Raw genomic sequence first — 17651 nt, 5'->3', positions numbered from 1 at the left:
TGAGTCCCTGACCTGCGGTGACCCTTCTTTCAGCGTCTTTCGGTGGGGTGCCGGCTTATGCCGCCGGAACTCCCCAGAGCCTCCCCCGGCGGCGACGAAAAACTCCCCAGCCGCTCCCCACGCGGAGCGGCGGGGAGTGCCAGCGGAAGGCCACTCACCTGGGGTCTCGGAGTTGGCAGGGGACATAGGTGAAGCAAAGTTCGTGGGCCATGACAGAGACCGATGCCAGGGCGGAACAGAATAAGTGAGGGGAGAAGCCGCGAGGATGTTCTTCGTCTGCTGGTGGTATGTCGACGGTCTCTGAACCCTGACCTCTCTGGGGTTGGTGAGCGGGGCGGGGGTGCACGGGGTGGGGAGCAGCGGCATGGCAGCGGGGGCCGGCCGGCCTGCGTTCGTGCTTGTGGAACAGGGGTCAGTCGTTCCAGTGCTCCAGGACACGTGCCTGGACTTCCTGCGGGAAGGCGAAGCGGAAGGAGCTGCGGGACTCGCGGCCTTCCTCGAGGGAGGGAAGCAGAGCGTCGTAGGTGACCTTCGGGCCTGCCCAGCCATGCCGTTCCTCGGGCGTGTAAACGGACAGTAGCGGGAGTACCTTGCCCTCGCGGACGATCCGTCGGCCGGTGGGATGCACCCGGGTGGCCAGCGCCCACGTCAGCTCCCCGGTGTCCGAGGTGTCCACGTCGTCGTCGAGGACGAAGATGCGAGGCACGACGAACTCGAAGCGCTGGGCGTCGATGACGTCGGTGATGCGCTGGGTGAGCTCGCCGGTGGACAGGCCCGGGAGCTTGTCGCGCCAGTCGGCGGCGACGCTGATCACCAGCACGTGCGAGGCGGCGTCGAACGGTTCCCACGCGGAGGTGACCGGCAGGCCCACTGAGCGCAGTGCGGTCAGGGCCTCGGCGGCGAGGGTGAGGCCGGTCGCGGTGTGGTACTCGTCGACGGGCTCGCCTTCGACCACGGTCGGCCAGATCGGGTCGTCGCGGTGGGTGATGGCCTCGATGGTGTAGACGGGCTGCAGTGAGGTCTCGCTCGGCTGGTAGCCGGCGAACTCGCCCATCGGGCCCTCGACGCCGGTGCGCTCGACGGACAGGTGCCCCTCGATGACGATCTCGGCGCTCGCCGGCACCTGGAGGTCGACGGTCTCGCACTGGACCAGCTCCAGTGGTTCGCCGAGCAGGGCGCCGAGGTAGCCGGCCTCCTCCACGCCGTCCGGCAGTGGCATGCCGGAGATGAAGGGAAGGGCCGGTTCGCCGCCCTGGACCAGGGCGAAGGGCATCGGCTCGCCGCGGTCGGCCCACTGCTGCCACACGTACGCGATGTGCTGGGGGTGCAGCACCAGGCCGGTCATGTGCTTGCCGTCGATCATCATGATCCGGGCGATCGACCAGTTGGTGAACGATCCGTCCGGGGTGCGGGCGATGATGGTGCCCCAGGTGTTGACATACGGGCCGCCGTCGCCGTCGTGCAGCAGCGGAGTCGGGAAGCGGTCCAGCGAGGCGTCCTCGCCCAGCAGGATGTTCTGCTTGCACGGCGCGCTTTCCACCAGCACGGGCGGGACCGGCTCGCGGGTGCGGGCGTCGGCGAGGGCGTCGACTATGTCGCGGGCGCTCGCGCCGGAGTCGAGACCGAGAGAGAGCGCGATGCGGGCCAGCGGCCGGCCGGGAGCGGAACTCAGGGCGCCGGGAGCGCCGAGCAGCCGGTGACCGGGTGCCGTGCCCTTGATATTGGTGAACAGCGGCGCGGGGGCGACGGTCTCGTAGGAGCGGCGGATGATCGCGCCCAGCTCCAGGTGGGGGTCGACGAACCGGTCCACGGTGTGCAGGTCGCCGAGTTCGGCGAGGGCGTCGAGGTAGGCGCGCAGGTCCTTGATACGGGCCATGGGGGTTCCTTTCCTTCAGGCCCGTCGGGGCACGCGGATGGGGCGCCCCGGCGGGAGTGCGTGGTTCAGCCCGCCGCTCGGTCGGCGGGGGAGAGGGGGAGGGGGCGGCTGGTGCGGGCGGTGGCGGGGCCTTCCCAGCGGACCGCGCGCTGGCTGTCCAGGCCGAACTGGTCCATCACGCGGGCGATGATGTGGTTGACGATGTCGTCCACGCTCGCGGGCCGGTTGTAGAAGGCCGGCATGGGAGGCAACAGCGTGACACCCATGCGCGACAGGGCCAGCATGTTCTCCAGGTGGATGGTCGACAGTGGGGTCTCCCGTACGACCAGCACCAGCCGCCGCTGCTCCTTCAGATGGACGTCGGCCGCACGCGCGATCAGATCGCTGCCGTAGCCGGCCCGGATTGCGGCGAGGGTCTTCGCGCTGCACGGGGTGACGATCATGCCGTCGGTGCGGAAGGATCCGCTGGAGATCGACGCCGCCTGGTCCTCCGGTCCGTGCACGACATCGGCGAGCCGGGCCACCTCGCGGGCCGTCCAGGTGGTCTCCAGCTCGACGGTGGCGCGGGCCCAGCGACTCATCACCAGGTGTGTCTCCACGTCGGGCTGCCGCTGAAGCTCCGCGAGCAGCCGGATACCCAGAACGGCCCCGGTGGCACCCGTCATTCCCACGACCAGTCGCCGCATGATTTCTCCCTTCGTGTACGAACCGTTCGTGTACGAAGATATGCGATGGGCTGGCAGAATCAAAAATCCACGCACGCGCCACTCAGTCCGGAGGTCTCCATCGCTACGCCGCAGACACCGCAGTACCTCGCGGACTCGCCTTTGCATCTGCTGCGGCGGGCCCTGCAGAGTTACACCGCCAAGTGGCAGGAGGCCGTCGGCGATGTCACGCCGCCCCAGTACGCCGTGCTGCTGACCGTCCACGCGTACCCGGGCATCGACCAGTCCCGGCTCGGCGAGACCACCGGCATCGACCAGGCCACCCTCGCGCCTCTCGTGCAGCGCCTCGAACTGCGGGGGCTGCTCGCGCGTGAGGTGGATCCCGTGAACCGCCGCCGCAAGCTGCTGACGCTCACCGAGGACGGCATGGTCACCGTGGACCGGATTCGGCCGCTTGCCGACGTGGTCGACGGCGACGTTCTCGGTGGCCTGCCCGGCGCGCAACGCGCCGCACTGATGGAGGCCCTGCGCTGGATCAGCGGCACCGGTCGGACTTCGGACTGAATGATCGGCGGGGGCGTGCACGTGGGCGGGCGGATCGGGCGGAATGCGGGCTATGGCCGGAGCCGGCGGCTCCGGCCTGCGCTTGAGGTGGTGACACGCCCTCGACCCCGACCAGTGCCTGATCGTCTGGGCCGCCCAGGGTTCTCCCGTGCGTGAACGGCTGGGGTTTTGGTGTCATGTTCCAATTTCGGCAACGGCTGTTTGGCCAACCGTGCCTGTTGGGCCAGCTCGGCCAGGGACAGGCCACTTCTCCGGGGTCGCGGCCGGCACCCCGTCCGGTACCGCCTGCCGTCCGCTCCGACCAGCCAGTCCCGGAACTCCGACAGCACCGAGAAGTCGAAGCCCGGATCGTCGAGCTGGGGTCCGAGCGCGTAGGCGAAGTTGAGTCCGGGCATCGTGCCTCCGCGGCTGGCGGTCGGTCAGCCCCTCCACGAACTGAAGCACCTCTACCGGTGCGAGCCCGGCGGGAGATCATGCAGGCCGGCACCGGGCAGCGAACAGATCCGCGAAGTCCTCGTCCCGCAAGAGCACCTCCGGTTCGTCCCTGACCCGGATAGCCAGACCTGCCTTCGGGGACTCCGCACGACGACCCGCACGTTCCTGTCGGAATCTCCCGCGGCCTCTTGGGCTGAATCGACATCGTCACCCGCCCCACACGACAACGTCGGTTCCACGACCACAACCAGGTCATGGAGACCGACGTCACGCGGGGGACCGGATTGCCAACAGCGTTCCGAGGTGGGCTCGGTCCCTTCCGCGAGTCAGTGGGTCAGTGACGGTCCATCACGGTGCGGGATGCGTCGGCGAGGTCAGCAGGGACCCTGGTCTGTGTTCGGCAGCCGGCGCCGGCGCCAGCCGCCCTGGCGGTGTCGGGGTAGGCGCAGATGGTCCGCTGGGCGCCCGCGGCCGTGTCGTTCTGGTCGAAGGACTTGGGTGCCTTTGCGTGTTCGGTCCAGGCTTCGAGAGCGTCAAGGAGCTGGGACATGGCGGGGGCTGAGCCGGTCAGAGCCGGGGGCTCATGGCCGACGTTGGGGAAGTAGAAGGTTCGTACGAAGGATCGGGTGCCTTCGACGCCGTACCGGTCGAACAGGCGCTGTTGGTAGTTGTAGGAGCCGAAGGGCACGATCAGAGGGTCGTTCGTGGGGACGTAGTAGAGGATCTTGCCTTTGTTGTTGCGGACGTCCGACAAGTCGGTGCTGTCGGTCGAGGCGGTTCCCGCGAACTTGCGGTAGGCGGCTTCGAATGTCTGGGGGAAGTTCTTGATAGTCAGGTGGGAGCGCCAGTCGTAGTCGGCGTCACCGACAGCTTGTCGAACGGGATCAGATCCGTCCTGTCGTACAGGTCCACGTGTCCGGCGTTCGGGACCACGTGGAATTCCTTGGGCTCCGCCGCCAGTTCATAGGCGTCCTCGCTGAAGTACCGCGAGTGAGCGTGCTCTCCCACAACGAACAGGATGGGGCGCGGCGAGATCGTCTCGATGTGGGTGAGCAGCGGGAAGTTCATGAACGACATCATGCTCGTCACGGTGAACTGGGTGATCGAGTTCGGATGGTATCCCCGCGGTGTGGAGTAGAACTCGCCGAACTCGCGACCGATGGGATCGGTGGTGTCGTCGAACCCGATCGGCGCCCCACGCGGGGTCAGCGCGGGGGCATAGCCCTCGAAGTCCACGTACCGCTGTTGTGCGATCGCATCGAGCATGCCGTTTCGTGCCTCATCGGTGAGCGAGTCCTGCCAGCCCTTCGAGGCGGCCCGGGAGATGTCGTACATGACGACGGTGGCGACTGCCTTGAGACGCCGGTCGACCTGTGCGGCGCTGAGCAGGAATCCGCCGCTGCCGCACATGCCGATCCCGCCGATGCCCTCCCGGTCGACGAAAGGACGCGTTCCGAGGTAATCCACGGCTGCGCTGAAGTCCTCGACGAAGAGCTCAGGGGAGGAGAGGTGGCGCGGCTCGCCACCGCTGTAGCCGTTGTACGAAGGGTCGAAGGTGAGAGCGACGAACCCGCGCAGGGCCAGGTTCTGGGCGTAGATGCCGGGGCCCTGCTCCTTGACGCCACCGTACGGTGCGCCGACGACGACCGCCTTGTGCTGCTGGGACTCGTCGAAGTTCTTCGGCCGGTAGAGGTCTGCCGCGATGGTGATCCCGAACCTGTTCTGGTACGACACCGACATGCGCGCGACGTTCTCGTCCAGGTCGAAGATGTAGTTGTCCGGCACTGGCATTTCCTGATCCTTCTTCCTGCGCTTGCTTATAGCCGTGGGGCGCTGCTGGCGGGCTCGGTGAGCCGGTGGTGCCGGCCGTGTCGGCCCCGTGCTCACAGGCGTGTGCGCCACACTGTTCAGGTAACCGGCGCTCCTTGTTGGCGGGGAGTCTCTGACAAGGGGTGTACTGGCAGTACATCCCTGCCGGCAGACGTCGGGCGTACCGTGCAGTGGTGGACCATCGTGAAGAGATCCGCGAGTTTCTGGTCTCGCGGCGAGCCAAGATCACACCCCAGCAGGCAGGGCTGCCCGTCGGCGGCAAGCGCCGCGTTCCCGGGTTGCGTCGCAGTGAGGTCGCCGCACTGGCCGACGTCAGTGTCGAGTACTACGCCAAGGTGGAGCGCGGCAACCTCGCCGGCGTATCCCCAGGTGTGCTGGAAGCGATCGCCCGTGCGCTCCAGCTCGACGACGCCGAACGCGCCCACCTCCTCCACCTGGCCCAGGTAGCCGGCGGCTCTGACACCCTCGCACGGCCCCGCCGCCGCGCCGCCAGGCAGTGGACCGCGCACCCGAGCCTGCAGTGGACCCTGGACGCCGTCACCGCGGGACCCTCCTTCGTCGGCAACCGGCGTATGGACCTGCTCGCCATGAACCAGCTCGCCCGCGCCTTCTACTGCGACCTGGCCACCCCCGGTCAGCGGCCACCGAACCTCGCCCGGTACGCCTTCCTCGACCCCGCCGCGCAGCGCTTCTATGCGGACTGGGAGCAGATCGCCGACCAAACCGTCGCCATCCTGCGCATCCAGGCCGGCCGGGACCCTTACGACAGGGGCCTTCACGACCTGGTCGGTGAACTGTCCACCCGTAGCGACGCATTCCGCACCCGCTGGGCTGGTCACAACGTTCGCCTGCACGGCACCGGAGCGAAGCGGTACCACCACCCGGTCGTCGGCGACCTCACCCTCTCCTGGGAGGGCCTGGAGATGATCGCCGCACCCGGCCTCGCCCTCACGATCTACACTGCCGAGCCGGGCTCACCCTCCGAGGAAGGGCTGCGTCTGCTCTCCTCGTGGGGCGCCACCCAAGAAGCCGCCTCCCCGACGCCACCGCCCACGGCAGGCTGACACGCCGCCCAGGCTGGCACCCGGGGCTCGATGCGGGCGCCGGCACTGTGGACCACCAGTGGGCGGTCGCCTCGAATCCTGCGGGTGGCTTCACCCTCGTCAACCCGCTGACCGGCGATTGCGTGCAGATCCCGGGAGCCTCCACCACCGGGCCCATGGGACAGCCTGAGCTGTGCCTGGGCTGGTGAAGATGCCGTTCCTGACGGTGCTCGATGCGGGTGGACGTCACAGGACGACCACGGAGCGGAGCACGTCACCCTTCTGCATCCGGGCGAAAGCGTCCTCGACGCCGTCCAAGGCGATCGTCTCGCTGACGAACGCGTCCAGGTCCAGGCGGCCCTGGAGGTACAGGTCGATCAGCATGGGGAAGTCGCGCGAGGGCAGGCAGTCGCCGTACCAGCTCGACTTCAGTGTGCCGCCGCGGCCGAAGACGTCCAGCAGTGGCAGCTCGAGCCGCGCCTGCGGGGCCGGCACCCCGACGAGGACGACTGTTCCGGCCAGGTCACGGGCATAGAACGCCTGCCGGTAGGTCTCCGGGTGGCCGACCGAGTCGATGACCACGTCCGCGCCGAAGCCGCCCGTCAGTCCGCGTACGGCCTCCACCGGGTCCGTCTCGCGGGAGTTCACGGTGTGTGTGGCGCCCAGCGACGCGGCTGTGGCGAGCTTACGGTCGTCGATGTCCACCGCGATGATCTTCGCGGCGCCCGCCAGCCGGGAGCCCATCACCGCCGCATCGCCGACACCGCCGCAGCCGATGACAGCCACGGAGTCACCGCGGCCGACCGCACCGGTGTTGATCGCCGCGCCGATGCCCGCCATCACTCCACAGCCCAGCAGCCCCGCGGCGGCCGGCGACGCGGCGGGGTCGACCTTGGTGCACTGTCCTGCCGCGACCAGGGTCTTCTCGGCGAAGGCACCGATGCCCAGTGCCGGAGACAGTTCGGTGCCGTCGATCAGCGTCATCTTCTGCCGGGCGTTGTGGGTGTCGAAGCAGTACCAGGGGCGGCCGCGCAGGCAGGCCCTGCACCGGCCGCACACCGCACGCCAGTTGAGGACAACGAAGTCGCCAGGTACCACTTCGCTCACGTCCGCGCCCACCGACTCGACCACCCCGGCCGCCTCATGTCCGAGCAGGAAGGGAAAGGCGTCGTTGATGCCGCCCTCACGGTAGTGCAGGTCGGTGTGGCACACCCCGCATGCCTGGATGCGCACCACGGCCTCCTGCGGGCCCGGGTCGGGGATCACGATCGTCTCGATGCCGACCGGCTCGCCCTTGGTCCGCGCGACGACGCCTCGTACCTGCTGGGACATTGCTGCGGTTCCTCTCCACAGGGCTGCGGATACATGAAGATCAGGCGGCCGGCTGCACGCGCACGGGCAGGGATGCCCACGAGCGCAGGGTGTTATTGGGGTGGCGGCGCGGTGTGCCGGTGAGGTGGATCCGCTTGACACGGCGGGCCAGAGCGGTCAGCAGGGCCTCGGCCTCCAGGCGTGCGACGTGCTGGCCGATGCACTGGTGGATGCCCATGCCGAAGCCGACGTGGCCGGAGGGGTCGCGGTAGGGATCGAAGTGGTCGGGCTCGTGCCAGCGGTCGGGGTCGCGGTTGGCCGCGCCGAGGAACATGAGGATCTTCGTGTCCGCCGGGATGAGCGTGCCGGCGATCGTGACGTCGGTGGTGGCGGTGCGGAAGAAGGTCTGCACCGGTGACTGCCAGCGGACCGCCTCGTCGAACGCTGTGCGCGCCATCTCTGGTCGTTCCCGCAGTTGTTGCCACTCCTCGGGGTGGGTGGCGAAGGCGTAGAGGCAGGCAGCCAGGCCATGCACGGTGGTGTCGACGCCGGCCGTGAGCAGCGAACGCACCACCAACGGCGCCTGCTCGTACGTCAGATCTCCGCGGTCGGCGGCCGCCCAGATCCGGGCACCGAAGCCGTCCTCGCTCAGCGCCCCCCGGGCGCATTGGGCGTTCACCCACACCGACAGCTCCGCCACCCGGTGCGCGTCCGCCTCGACAAGGTCGTTGCGTGGACCGAAGGAGTTGAAGGCCATCGTGCCGTACGGCAGAAGATTCTCCCGGCCGTCCGGGCCCAGACCCACCGCGTCCGGGAAGGCCCGCAGCGGGAACGCCTCCGCCAGTGCTGTCAGTCCGTCGAACTCGGTGCCCCCCGCGAGGACTTGATCGACGAGTTCCTCGGCGAGGGCGCCCCACGTCGTGCGCAGGCGGCGCAACGCGGGCGGAGCCAGGATCTCGCGCAGCACCCGGCGCGGGGCGTCGTGCAGCGGCGGGTCGGCCTCCAGCAGCACGCTCGGCGGACGCCACGACTTCTCGTGCCGGAAGTTGGCCAGACCCACGCCCGCCCCGGACTCGAATTTCTGCCAGTCCACCAGAGCGGCATGCACGTGCTCGTAGCGAGCCAGCGCGTGGACGTCGTAGCGCGACAGGTACACGACCGGACCAGCCTCGCGCAGGGCCTGGTGCAGCGGTTCGGGGTCCAGGAGGATTTCGTGGGCGAACGGGTCGGCGTCACTGACAGGCGGCACGACGGCACGCTCGAGTGCCTCGGTCATCACGGCTCCTTGGGGAAGTGAAGAGAGCTCCGAGATCGATGCGTCTCAGGGAGCGAAGTGAAGCGGTCTCAGAGATCGAGGATCAGACGGTCGCCGCAGGACCGTGACACGCACAGGAGCATGCAGTCGTTCGCCGCCCGTTCGTGGTCGGCCAGCACCGCATCCCGGTGGTCCGGCTGCCCTTCGAGCACAGGTGTCATGCAGGTCCCGCAGCTGCCCTGCTCACAGGAGGACAGCACGTCCGCACCGGCGCTTCGCACCGCGTCCAGTACCGAGACGTCCGGGGTGACGGTGACGGTGCGGCCCGTGCGCCGCAGCTCGACTTCGAAGGGCGCCTCCCGTACCGGTGCCGCCTGCGCTGTGGCGGTGAAGCGCTCGACGCGCAGTGCGTACGGCGGCCACGGCGTGCAGACCCTTTCGACGGCGGCGACCAGCGGGGCGGGGCCGCAGCAGTACACCTTGGTGTCCGCGCGCGGGGTGCCCAGCCAGGCGGCGAGGTCCAGAAGACCGAGCTCGTCCTGTGGGACGACGTGCACCCGCTCGCCGTACGCCGCAGTCAACTCCTCACGGAACGCCATCGACGCTCGGGTGCGGCCTCCGTACAGCAACTGCCATTCCGTGCCGAGCAGTTCGGCTTGGCGCACCATGGGCAGCAGTGGGGTGATGCCGATGCCGCCCGCGATGAAGAGGTACTTCTCCGACGGCACGAGGGGGAAGTGGTTGCGCGGGCCGCCGACGCCGACGCGGTCCCCGGGACTCAGCCGGTCGTGCACATAAGCGGATCCTCCCCGGCCTGAGGGCTCTCTCAGCACCGCGATCCGGTAGGTGTGCGCGTCCCACCGGTCGCCGCACAGGGAGTACTGCCGGGTCGTCCCGTCCGGCAGCACAAGGTCGATGTGAGATCCCGGCGTCCAGTCCGGCAGCCGGGCACCGTCGGGGTGCGCGAGCGTGAGTGACACGACACCCTCGGCCACCGGATCCTTGGCGGCGACCGTCAAAGTCGCCGCGTTCGCCACGATCAATGGGGTCTGCTGTCCCGCGCTGACACCCGACATGGCATCCGCAACTGCACTGGTTCCGACCACGTCGTCGCCTCCCGTCATTGGGTTGTAGGCAGGTTGCGCGGTCACCAGGTGCAGTCGCGACAGCATTCTCAATGAGTGAGAGACGAACTTCGGGCGCCTGTCATACGGCCGTCGCGCTGCCGTCACGGGCGTCACCCGTATCCTGAGGCCGACCCGAAGCGCCCGGGGCTCCCAGCGCATGGGAGACACCTCGTGCCGCGGTCCGAACCACCGGGACGACTGACGACGCCTCCGTCTCGTTGGGGACGATCACCGCCAGCGCGGCCACCACCTCACCCCGCGCGTCACGCACCGGTGCCGCGATGCCCAGGGCGTCCGGGTGCACGTACCCCGGGCAGTAGGCGTAGCCCTGTCTGCGGATCTCCGCCAGCTCAGCCCGCAGTCGCGTGGCGGTGGCGGGTGCGGTGGGCGTGTAGTGGTACAGGGGCCCGTCGAGCACCCGCTCGCGCAGGTCGGCGGGGCCGTGGGCGAGCAGGACCAGGCCGCTGGAGGAGACGTGCAGGGGCAGACGGCCCGCGATGCGCGTGTAGTTGATGACCGCGCCTGGTGCGGTCAGCCGCTCCAGGAACAGCACTTCACTGCCGTCCAGCACGCCGAGCTGCACGTGATGGCCGACGACGTCGTGGACGCCCTCCATGAACGGCATGGCCGCATTGCGCAGTGACAGGGTGGGCGAGGCCCGGGTGGCCAGCTCCCACAACCGCGTGCCGATACGGACCCGGCGATCGGCGGCCCGGGCCAGGAATCCGTGCGAGACCAGCTCGGTCACCAGTCGCGACGTGGTCGCCACGTGCAGCCCCGTACGACGGGCAATCTGCGAGACGGTCAGGGTCGGCTCTTCCGGTGTGAACGCATCGAAGATCCGGACGGCCCGCGCGAGAACCGACTCGCCGTTCTGTGTCCTCACCTCGCCATCATCGGATTCCGTCCTGGCACGTCAAGCCCTCGCGGCCCGGCACCGTGCCTGTACCTGGGCCGCTCAACAGCCGACCGCACCGAACTTGCGAGCGCAAAGTCGGATTTTGCTCGAACGTGACTGTCTTGTCGATGCGACCGTCTCTTTCCGGGAATCGGCCGGTCTCCGCCCAGCAGACCGAGGCTTGGCCTCGCGTGATCCCCGGCCGTCCAGGCGAGCAGTGACCGTCCGCCCTCACCAGCCGCGAGCAGGCCGGTGACCTGAACCGGGATACCGGCCGAGCAGGGTCCGACCGTCAGGGTGTGGAGGGACAGCTCGTGAGGTGGAGCAGGATGAGCTGTTCGGGGTGGAGGGTGGGGATCTGGATGCCGACGCGTTCCAGGACGCTGCCGGGCAGGGTGATGCCGCTCTTTGTGCACCAGGCGGGGGTTCCGCGTTCCATGCCGGGGGCCCTGTCGGCCGGGGACAGCGGGCGCAGGTGATAGGTGGCGTCGGGATCGAGGCCGCGCAGCCGTAGCGTGCCGGGGTGGGCGGTGACGGGCGTGGCCACTGCGGTCAACGCGAAGACGGCTTCAGTCCGGTCGTGGGAGACGACGCCGTGGGCCCATAGGGCCGGGTCGGGGTGGTCGACGCGGACGACGCGGCCGGTGTGCAGCAGGCCGCGGAGTTGCTTGTGGAGGGAGACCCAGCGGGCGAGTTCGGAGCGTTCGCTCTCGCTCGCGCGGGTGAGGTCCCATTCGATGCCGAGGTGGCCGAAGAGCGCGGTGCCGGCCTGGAAGGCGAGGTCGTGGGTGCGGCTGGTGGTGTGGGAGCGGGCGGCGCCGATGTGGGAGCCGACGAGTTCGGGCGGCAGGAGCAGACCGGTCCAACGGTTGATCGACTGGCGTTCCAGGGCGTCGTTGCAGTCGCTGGCCCAGACGCGGTCGGTGCGCTCCAGGATGGCGAGGTCGACGCGTCCGCCGCCGCTGGAGCAGGATTCGATCTCCAGGCCCGGGTGGCGTGCGCGCAGTTCGTCGAGCAGGGCGTAGACGGCGAGGGTCTGGGCGTGGACGGCGGGTTCGCCACCCGGTGAGTGGCCGGCGTCGACCAGTTCACGGTTGTGGTCCCACTTGAGGTAGGCGATGTCGTACTCGGTGAGCAGGGCGTCGAGCCGCCCAAGGATGTACGCGTACGCCTCGGGGTGGGTGAGGTCCAGGACCTGCTGGGAGCGGCGGTCGGCGGGAGTGCGGCCACCGGTGGCCATGATCCATTCGGGGTGGGCGCGGGCCAGGTCGGAGTCGGGGTTGACCATTTCCGGTTCGACCCACAGGCCGAACACCATCCCGAGGGCGCGGACATGGTCGATGAGGGGGTGGAGGCCGCTGGGCCAGAGGGTCTCGTCGACGTACCAGTCGCCGAGCCCCGCCCGGTCGTCGCGGCGGTGGCGGAACCAGCCGTCGTCCAGGACGAAGCGTTCCACGCCCACCTCCGCACCGAGGTCGGCGAGGTGGGTGAGCTTGTCGAGGTCGTGGTCGAAGTAGACGGCTTCCCAGGTGTTGAGCACCACCGGGCGGGGCCGGTGCGGATGCCCGGGCCGGGCGCGCAGGTGGTCGTGGAAGCGGGCGGACAGACCGTCCAGGCCCTGGTCGCTGTGGGAGCCGTAGAGCCACGGGCCGGTGTACTGCTCGCCGGGGCCGAGGACGGCCTCGCCCGGAAGCAGCAGTTCACCGGCGGCGACGACCGGGCGGCCGGTGGGCAGCCGCTCGGCCAGGATCCGGTGGTTGCCGCTCCAGGCGATGTGCAGCCCCCACACCTCCCCATGGCCGAAACCGAAGCCCGGCGTGCCGGCCGTCAGGACCAGGGCGGCGTCGGGACCGGTGCGCCCACTGCGGGTCTCGCGCAGCCAGGTGCCGGCGTTGAACGGATGGCGCTGCGGCGCGCGTTCACGGCACCAGCGACCGGTGAGGTCGAGCAGTTCGGTGGCGGCATCGGGGACCGGCAACGCGAGCATCAACCCGTCGAGCGTGTACGGCCGCACCGTGTCGTCGTTGCGTACGGCGGCCCGCATCCGCACCAGCCCGGACGGCGTGAGCCCGGCTTCCAGGACGAGACCGAGCCGGGCGGTGTTGTCGGCGGCCCGGATCCGTACCGAGAGGCCGTCCGTCTCGGCTGAGTCGGTGGCGAACAGGGGTGACCAGTCCGCACCCTGCCGGTGCCCGGTCAGACCGGGCCGGCCCGGCCATCCGGTGCCGTGCTCGGGCAGCAACGCGACACGTGGTACGACATCGTCGAACCCAGGCATGCTCGGCATGGTGACGGCCTGGGCCAGCTGCGACAGCTCCTCCTGGGTGAGGTCGCCGAGGTCGGCGCCCCAGTGGAGCACGGTGGGCAGGCCGCTGCCCCGCAGGTCCAGCACCAGGCTCACGCCTGCTGCCCGGAGATGGACGAGTCTTTCGGCTGCGGCATCGGTGGGGGTCTTCATGGCACGGATCGTCCTCAGCGTGTCAGGGGGATCAGGAGGTAGCCCGCGGCAGTTCGCGGGTCTGTGGGCCGTGGTACTGCTCGTCGGTGAACGGTCCGGCCCAGGTGGTTTCGGTGCAGCCGTCGTCCTTGGACTCCCACAGGGCGAGGTGCTCCATAAACCGGTCGGAGACGGCGCCGTGCCAGTGCTCCTCGCCGGGCAGGCAGGTGATCGTCTCGCCCGGGCGGGCCTCGGCGATCGTGCCGTCCCGGTTGCCGATCAGGGCGACACCGAAGACGACGTGCAGGGCCTGGCCCAGCACATGCGAGTGCCAGTTGGTGCGCGAGCCAGGTGAGAAACGGACCATGTCGACGCGCATCCGGGACGGCTCCTGGTCGGCGTGGATGACGTCCCACCACACGTCACCGGTGAACCAGTCCGACGGGGCCTTGCTGCTGGGCTGCTGCTGGACGAACCTCATGGCGCCTCACACATCCTTGCCTACGAGCGGGGTTCGGGGTGCTGGCCCGATGCCGACGTCGGGGCCGGTCCTTATCGGGCGACGTAGCCGCCGTCGATGGGGAGGGCGACGCCGACGACGAAGCCGGCTCCGGGGCTGCACAGCCACAGGACGGCCTGGGCGATCTCGTCGGCGGTGCCGAGCCGGTTGATGGGCTGGTCGGCCTCGGCTTCGGCGCGGTCGAGTTCTCCCTTGGCGATCATGTCGCTGACCATGGGGGTGTCGATGGTGCCGGGGCAGACGGCGTTGACGCGGATGCCGCGCGGGGCGTACTCCAGGGCCGCGCTGCTGGTCAGGCCGATCACGCCGTGCTTGGAGGCGTGGTAGGAGGCGCGGCCGGGCAGCCCGACCAGGCCGCCGAGCGAGGAGCAGTTGACGATGGCGCCGCTGCCCTGGGCGCGCATGTGCCGCAGCTCGTGCTTCATGCAGGCCCAGATGCCACGGAGGTTGATCGCGTTGACGCGGTCGAAGCGTTCGGCGGGTTCCTCGGCGGCGTCGCTGGGCGGGATCTGGATGCCGGCGTTGTTGTAGGCCATGTCGAGGCGGCCGAAGGTCTCAACCGTGCGGTCGACCGCGGCGGCGACCTGGTCCTCGTCGCTGACGTCGCAGGTCAGGGCGAGCACCCGGTGGCCTGCATCGGTGAGGCTCTTCGCGGCGGTGTTGAGGGCGGCTTCGTCGACGTCGGTGAGGGCGACGGCGGCCCCGGACTCGGCGAAGGCGCGGGAGGTCGCCAGGCCCATGCCGGCGCCAGCCCCCGTGACGAAGGCAACCTTGCCGGTGAAGTCGTAGGTGGGGTTCACGTCGTGCTCTCCGATCAAGGGCTGTTCTGTGGTCTGGGTCTCGTCTTGGGGTCGTGGCGCGGTTGGTGCGCGCGTTCGCGCATCCTGTCTGTGGTCGTGCTGCGGAGGATCCGCACGGCGTCGGTGCGGGCTCCTCGGGCGTACAGGGGCCGTGCGCCGGACCACGATCCACCCGAGTTGATGGAATGGGAGGCCGATGGGGCGCAGCCACCTTCAGATGGTTTGTCCGCCGTCGACGACCAGGGCGTGGCCGGTGGTGAAGGAGGCGGCGTCCGAGCAGAGCCAGAGCACGGCGGCGGCGATCTCCTCCGGTGTGCCGAGACGTCCGATCGGCTCGTCCGCGATGAGGGCCTCGCGGCCTCCGGGGGTGCTCTGTGCGAAGCGTTCGATCATCGCGGTATCGATGATGCCGGGGCAGATGGCGTTGATGCGGATGCCCGAGGCCGCATAGTCGAGGGCGGCCGAACGGGTCAAGCCGATGACGCCGTGCTTGGCCGCGGTGTAGGCCGCCGAGCCCTTGAAGCCCTTGACGCCTGCACCCGAGGAGGCGTTGACGATGGCGCCGGACTGCTGCTGTTGCATCAGGAGGATCTGGTGCTTCATACAGAGGAACGTGCCGGTGAGACTGACGCCGAGGACTCGGTCCCATTCGTCCTTGGTGACATCGACGGCGGGTTTCACCGGCTGCTCGATCCCGGCGCTGTTGAAGGCGGCATCGAGGCGGCCGAATGCCCGGACGGTCTCGTCCAAGGCGGAATTCACCGCGGCCTCGTCGGTGACGTCACACGTCAGTGCCAGGGCCTGGCCGCCCACTTCCCTGATCAGCCGTGCGCTCTCCTCGAGCCCTTCTGTGGACAGGTCGGCGAGTGCGACGCGGGCGCCCGCGCGGGCGAAGGCGAGGGCCGTGGCGCGGCCGATGCCGGACGCGGCTCCGGTCACGAAGGCCGCCTTGCCGGTGAACGCGTGGTCGTTGGCGCTCATGATCGATCCTCTCGTTCGGTACGGCGGGACACGGCGCCAGCTCGTGGCGGACGCTGGCGGACTCAGTGATGCGACGGCGTCCGTGCGGGTTGGTCACTCGGCGCGTGGGCCGGAGCGGTGCGCTGAGCTACGATGCGGCTCTTGCCGGAGGCGCCGCGGACGGCGAGGGCGATGAGTGGGAGCAGGGTGAGGGTGGCGATGACGGCGCCGACCAGGGGCGGTCCGGTCACGCCGAGGGAGGAGTCCAGGGCCGTACCCGCGATCCAGGACCCGCCGGCCACACCGACGTTGAAGGCGGAGGTGGTCAGCGCGGACGTCAGGGTCGGGGCGTCACCGGCGAAACGCATGGCGAGCGCCGTGACGACGGGGTTCACCGCGAAACCGGTCAGGCCCATGAGAAAGACCAGGATCGTGGCCGTGACCGCGCCGGCGGACAGCGGGATCATCAAGAACAGCACCAGAGCGGTGGCCGCGGCTGCGGTGAGGGTGGTGGCCATCGGACGGTGCTCGCCCAGCCGACCACCGGTGGTGGTGCCGCCCAGGGCACCGACGCCGAAAGCGATGAGGACGAACGGCACGGCGCCCGCCGGGATGCCGGCGCGGTCGGTCAGCAGCGGGGTGACGTAGCTGTACGTCGCCAGGACACCGCCCATGATGAACACGGCGGCGCTCAGCGCCAGCCACAGCCGACCCTGACGCAGGGCGCCGAACTCCGCGCGCAGCGAGACGGTCGCGCGCTCTTCCCGGGCGGGGATGAAACGGCCGATGAAGACGGCGGCGAGCGCGGAGAGAGCGGCCAGTGCCCAGAACGGGCCGCGCCAGCCCACGAACTGGCCGGCGAAGGAGCCGATGGGCACGCCGACGACGTTGGCCAGGGTCAGCCCACCGATCATGACGCCGGTCGCGCGGGTGGCCCTCTGTGGGCCCGCGGCGGCGGTGGCGACGACGAAACCGACGGACCAGAACGCTCCGGTCGCCAGCGCGGTGACGACGCGGGCGGCCAGGACGACGGTGAAGGAGGTGCTGAGGGCCGCCACCACGTGACCGAGGCTGAAGACCGACAGGGCCAGGATCAGCGTCTGGCGCTGGGGCAGGCGCAGGGTCGCCATCGCCATGGTCGGCGCCCCGATGATCATGCCGACGGCGAAGGCGGTGATCAGCAGCCCTGCCTGGGAGGTGCTCACACCCAGGCCGGTGGACAGTTCGGTCAGCAGTCCGGCGATGACGAACTCAGTGGTGCCCATCAGGAACGTCCCGGCGGCGAGCACCCAGACGACAATGGGGAGCTTGCCGGGGGTGGTCCCGGATGCGGAAGACATACGTGCGGTCTCTCCTTGAGCGAAATGGCGGATAGGGCGGGCCGGGGTGGGTGACGCGGAGGCCGCCGGAGCGGACGGCGGCCACGACTTTCACGGTTCCACGGCCGGAGGGTAGGAAAAGGGGAGGACGTTCTCCCCCTATGGGGCGCCGACCGGATGCTTGCAGTGGCTGCGGCCGGGTCAGGGGGCGGCTTCGACGGTGATGCGTGCGGCGTTGGCGAGCCGTTCGGTGTCGATGTCGAGGTGGCCGAGGATGATCAGGTCGGAGGAGGCGGAGCCGCCGTCGCGGTAGAACAGCGCCAGGTTGCCCCAGGGTGCGTAGTAGGCCAGGTTGCCGGCCTTCACTGGGGCCGGGTCCGGGGCGCTGGTGATGTCCAGCTTGCGGGGCAGGTAAGCGATCCGCTCCGTCTGATGGAAGTCCTCCAGATCGAGGCTGAGCGGCAGCAGGGAGGCGAAGTCGCGGGCTACGGCGTTGTCGTTCAGGGTGGCATCGACCGGTTGGCCGTCGATGGTGACCTGGATGTTCATTTCGGTATTCCTGTCGGATGATGCGGTGGCTGCCGCGTGTGTCGGCATCTGTTGCCGTCCGG

The 17651-nt window shown here is 69.6% G+C and carries 16 protein-coding genes and 1 pseudogene; 2 read left to right on the top strand and 15 right to left on the bottom strand.

Annotated elements, in window-relative coordinates:
• Positions 1-412: 412 nt before the first annotated feature.
• Positions 413-1876 carry a UbiD family decarboxylase gene (locus IE153_RS04850; protein WP_189588489.1) on the bottom strand — a complete coding sequence of 488 codons (1464 nt, stop codon included), beginning with the start codon at positions 1874-1876 and terminating at the stop codon, positions 413-415.
• A gap of 65 nt (positions 1877-1941) precedes the next feature.
• Complete coding sequence (locus IE153_RS04845; RefSeq protein ID WP_189588488.1) at positions 1942-2562, bottom strand: non-oxidative hydroxyarylic acid decarboxylases subunit B; 621 nt, start codon at positions 2560-2562, stop codon at positions 1942-1944.
• A 45-nt stretch (positions 2563-2607) separates the two neighbouring features.
• Here IE153_RS04845 and IE153_RS04840 point away from each other — a divergent pair, with 45 nt between their 5' ends.
• Entirely contained in the window at positions 2608-3105 is a 498-nt protein-coding gene (locus IE153_RS04840; protein ID WP_189588487.1) for a MarR family winged helix-turn-helix transcriptional regulator, read from the top strand.
• A gap of 239 nt (positions 3106-3344) precedes the next feature.
• Here IE153_RS04840 and IE153_RS41475 read toward each other — a convergent pair.
• The 3 genes and pseudogenes from IE153_RS41475 to IE153_RS04830 all read right to left on the bottom strand — a co-directional run.
• Positions 3345-3745: pseudogene (locus IE153_RS41475) on the bottom strand (transposase); the annotation flags it as partial.
• Positions 3746-3874: 129 nt separating this feature from the next.
• Positions 3875-4369 (bottom strand): tannase/feruloyl esterase family alpha/beta hydrolase, encoded by a 495-nt coding sequence (locus tag IE153_RS04835; protein ID WP_229828805.1) that lies wholly within the window; start codon positions 4367-4369, stop codon positions 3875-3877.
• A gap of 2 nt (positions 4370-4371) precedes the next feature.
• Positions 4372-5331, bottom strand: coding sequence for an alpha/beta hydrolase (locus IE153_RS04830; RefSeq protein ID WP_189588486.1), 960 nt, complete (start codon positions 5329-5331; stop codon positions 4372-4374).
• Positions 5332-5543: 212 nt separating this feature from the next.
• Between IE153_RS04830 and IE153_RS04825 the strand changes: the two genes are divergently transcribed.
• Entirely contained in the window at positions 5544-6434 is an 891-nt protein-coding gene (locus IE153_RS04825) for a helix-turn-helix transcriptional regulator (RefSeq protein ID WP_189588485.1), read from the top strand.
• Between the two features lie 225 nt (positions 6435-6659).
• Here the strand turns inward: IE153_RS04825 and IE153_RS04820 are convergent, their stop codons facing one another.
• From IE153_RS04820 to IE153_RS04775, 10 genes are all read right to left on the bottom strand, one after another.
• Positions 6660-7745, bottom strand: coding sequence for an S-(hydroxymethyl)mycothiol dehydrogenase (locus IE153_RS04820; protein ID WP_189588484.1), 1086 nt, complete (start codon positions 7743-7745; stop codon positions 6660-6662).
• Between the two features lie 40 nt (positions 7746-7785).
• Positions 7786-9000: a cytochrome P450 gene (locus tag IE153_RS04815; RefSeq protein WP_189588483.1), complete on the bottom strand. Its 1215-nt coding sequence runs from the start codon at positions 8998-9000 to the stop codon at positions 7786-7788.
• Between the two features lie 68 nt (positions 9001-9068).
• Complete coding sequence (locus IE153_RS04810; RefSeq protein WP_189588482.1) at positions 9069-10055, bottom strand: PDR/VanB family oxidoreductase; 987 nt, start codon at positions 10053-10055, stop codon at positions 9069-9071.
• A gap of 130 nt (positions 10056-10185) precedes the next feature.
• Entirely contained in the window at positions 10186-10992 is an 807-nt protein-coding gene (locus IE153_RS04805) for an IclR family transcriptional regulator (RefSeq protein ID WP_189588481.1), read from the bottom strand.
• Positions 10993-11296: 304 nt separating this feature from the next.
• The gene (locus tag IE153_RS04800) at positions 11297-13462 is read right to left on the bottom strand and encodes an alpha-galactosidase (protein ID WP_189588480.1); all 2166 of its coding nucleotides are present in this window, start codon (positions 13460-13462) and stop codon (positions 11297-11299) included.
• A gap of 31 nt (positions 13463-13493) precedes the next feature.
• Entirely contained in the window at positions 13494-13922 is a 429-nt protein-coding gene (locus IE153_RS04795; RefSeq protein ID WP_189588479.1) for a (R)-mandelonitrile lyase, read from the bottom strand.
• Positions 13923-13993: 71 nt separating this feature from the next.
• Positions 13994-14761, bottom strand: a complete 768-nt coding sequence (locus tag IE153_RS04790; RefSeq protein ID WP_189588562.1) for an SDR family NAD(P)-dependent oxidoreductase — start codon at positions 14759-14761, stop codon at positions 13994-13996.
• A gap of 213 nt (positions 14762-14974) precedes the next feature.
• On the bottom strand, positions 14975-15742 hold the full coding sequence (locus IE153_RS04785; RefSeq protein ID WP_189588478.1) for an SDR family oxidoreductase: 768 nt from the start codon (positions 15740-15742) through the stop codon (positions 14975-14977).
• 62 nt (positions 15743-15804) lie between these two features.
• The gene (locus tag IE153_RS04780; protein WP_189588477.1) at positions 15805-17061 is read right to left on the bottom strand and encodes an MFS transporter; all 1257 of its coding nucleotides are present in this window, start codon (positions 17059-17061) and stop codon (positions 15805-15807) included.
• 180 nt (positions 17062-17241) lie between these two features.
• Positions 17242-17589 carry a cyclophilin-like fold protein gene (locus tag IE153_RS04775; RefSeq protein ID WP_308432127.1) on the bottom strand — a complete coding sequence of 116 codons (348 nt, stop codon included), beginning with the start codon at positions 17587-17589 and terminating at the stop codon, positions 17242-17244.
• Positions 17590-17651: the final 62 nt, after the last annotated feature.

The organism is Streptomyces massasporeus (assembly GCF_014648995.1).
In the GTDB taxonomy this organism is placed as follows: domain Bacteria; phylum Actinomycetota; class Actinomycetes; order Streptomycetales; family Streptomycetaceae; genus Streptomyces; species Streptomyces massasporeus.
This window is presented reverse-complemented; position numbering and strand designations above follow the sequence as displayed.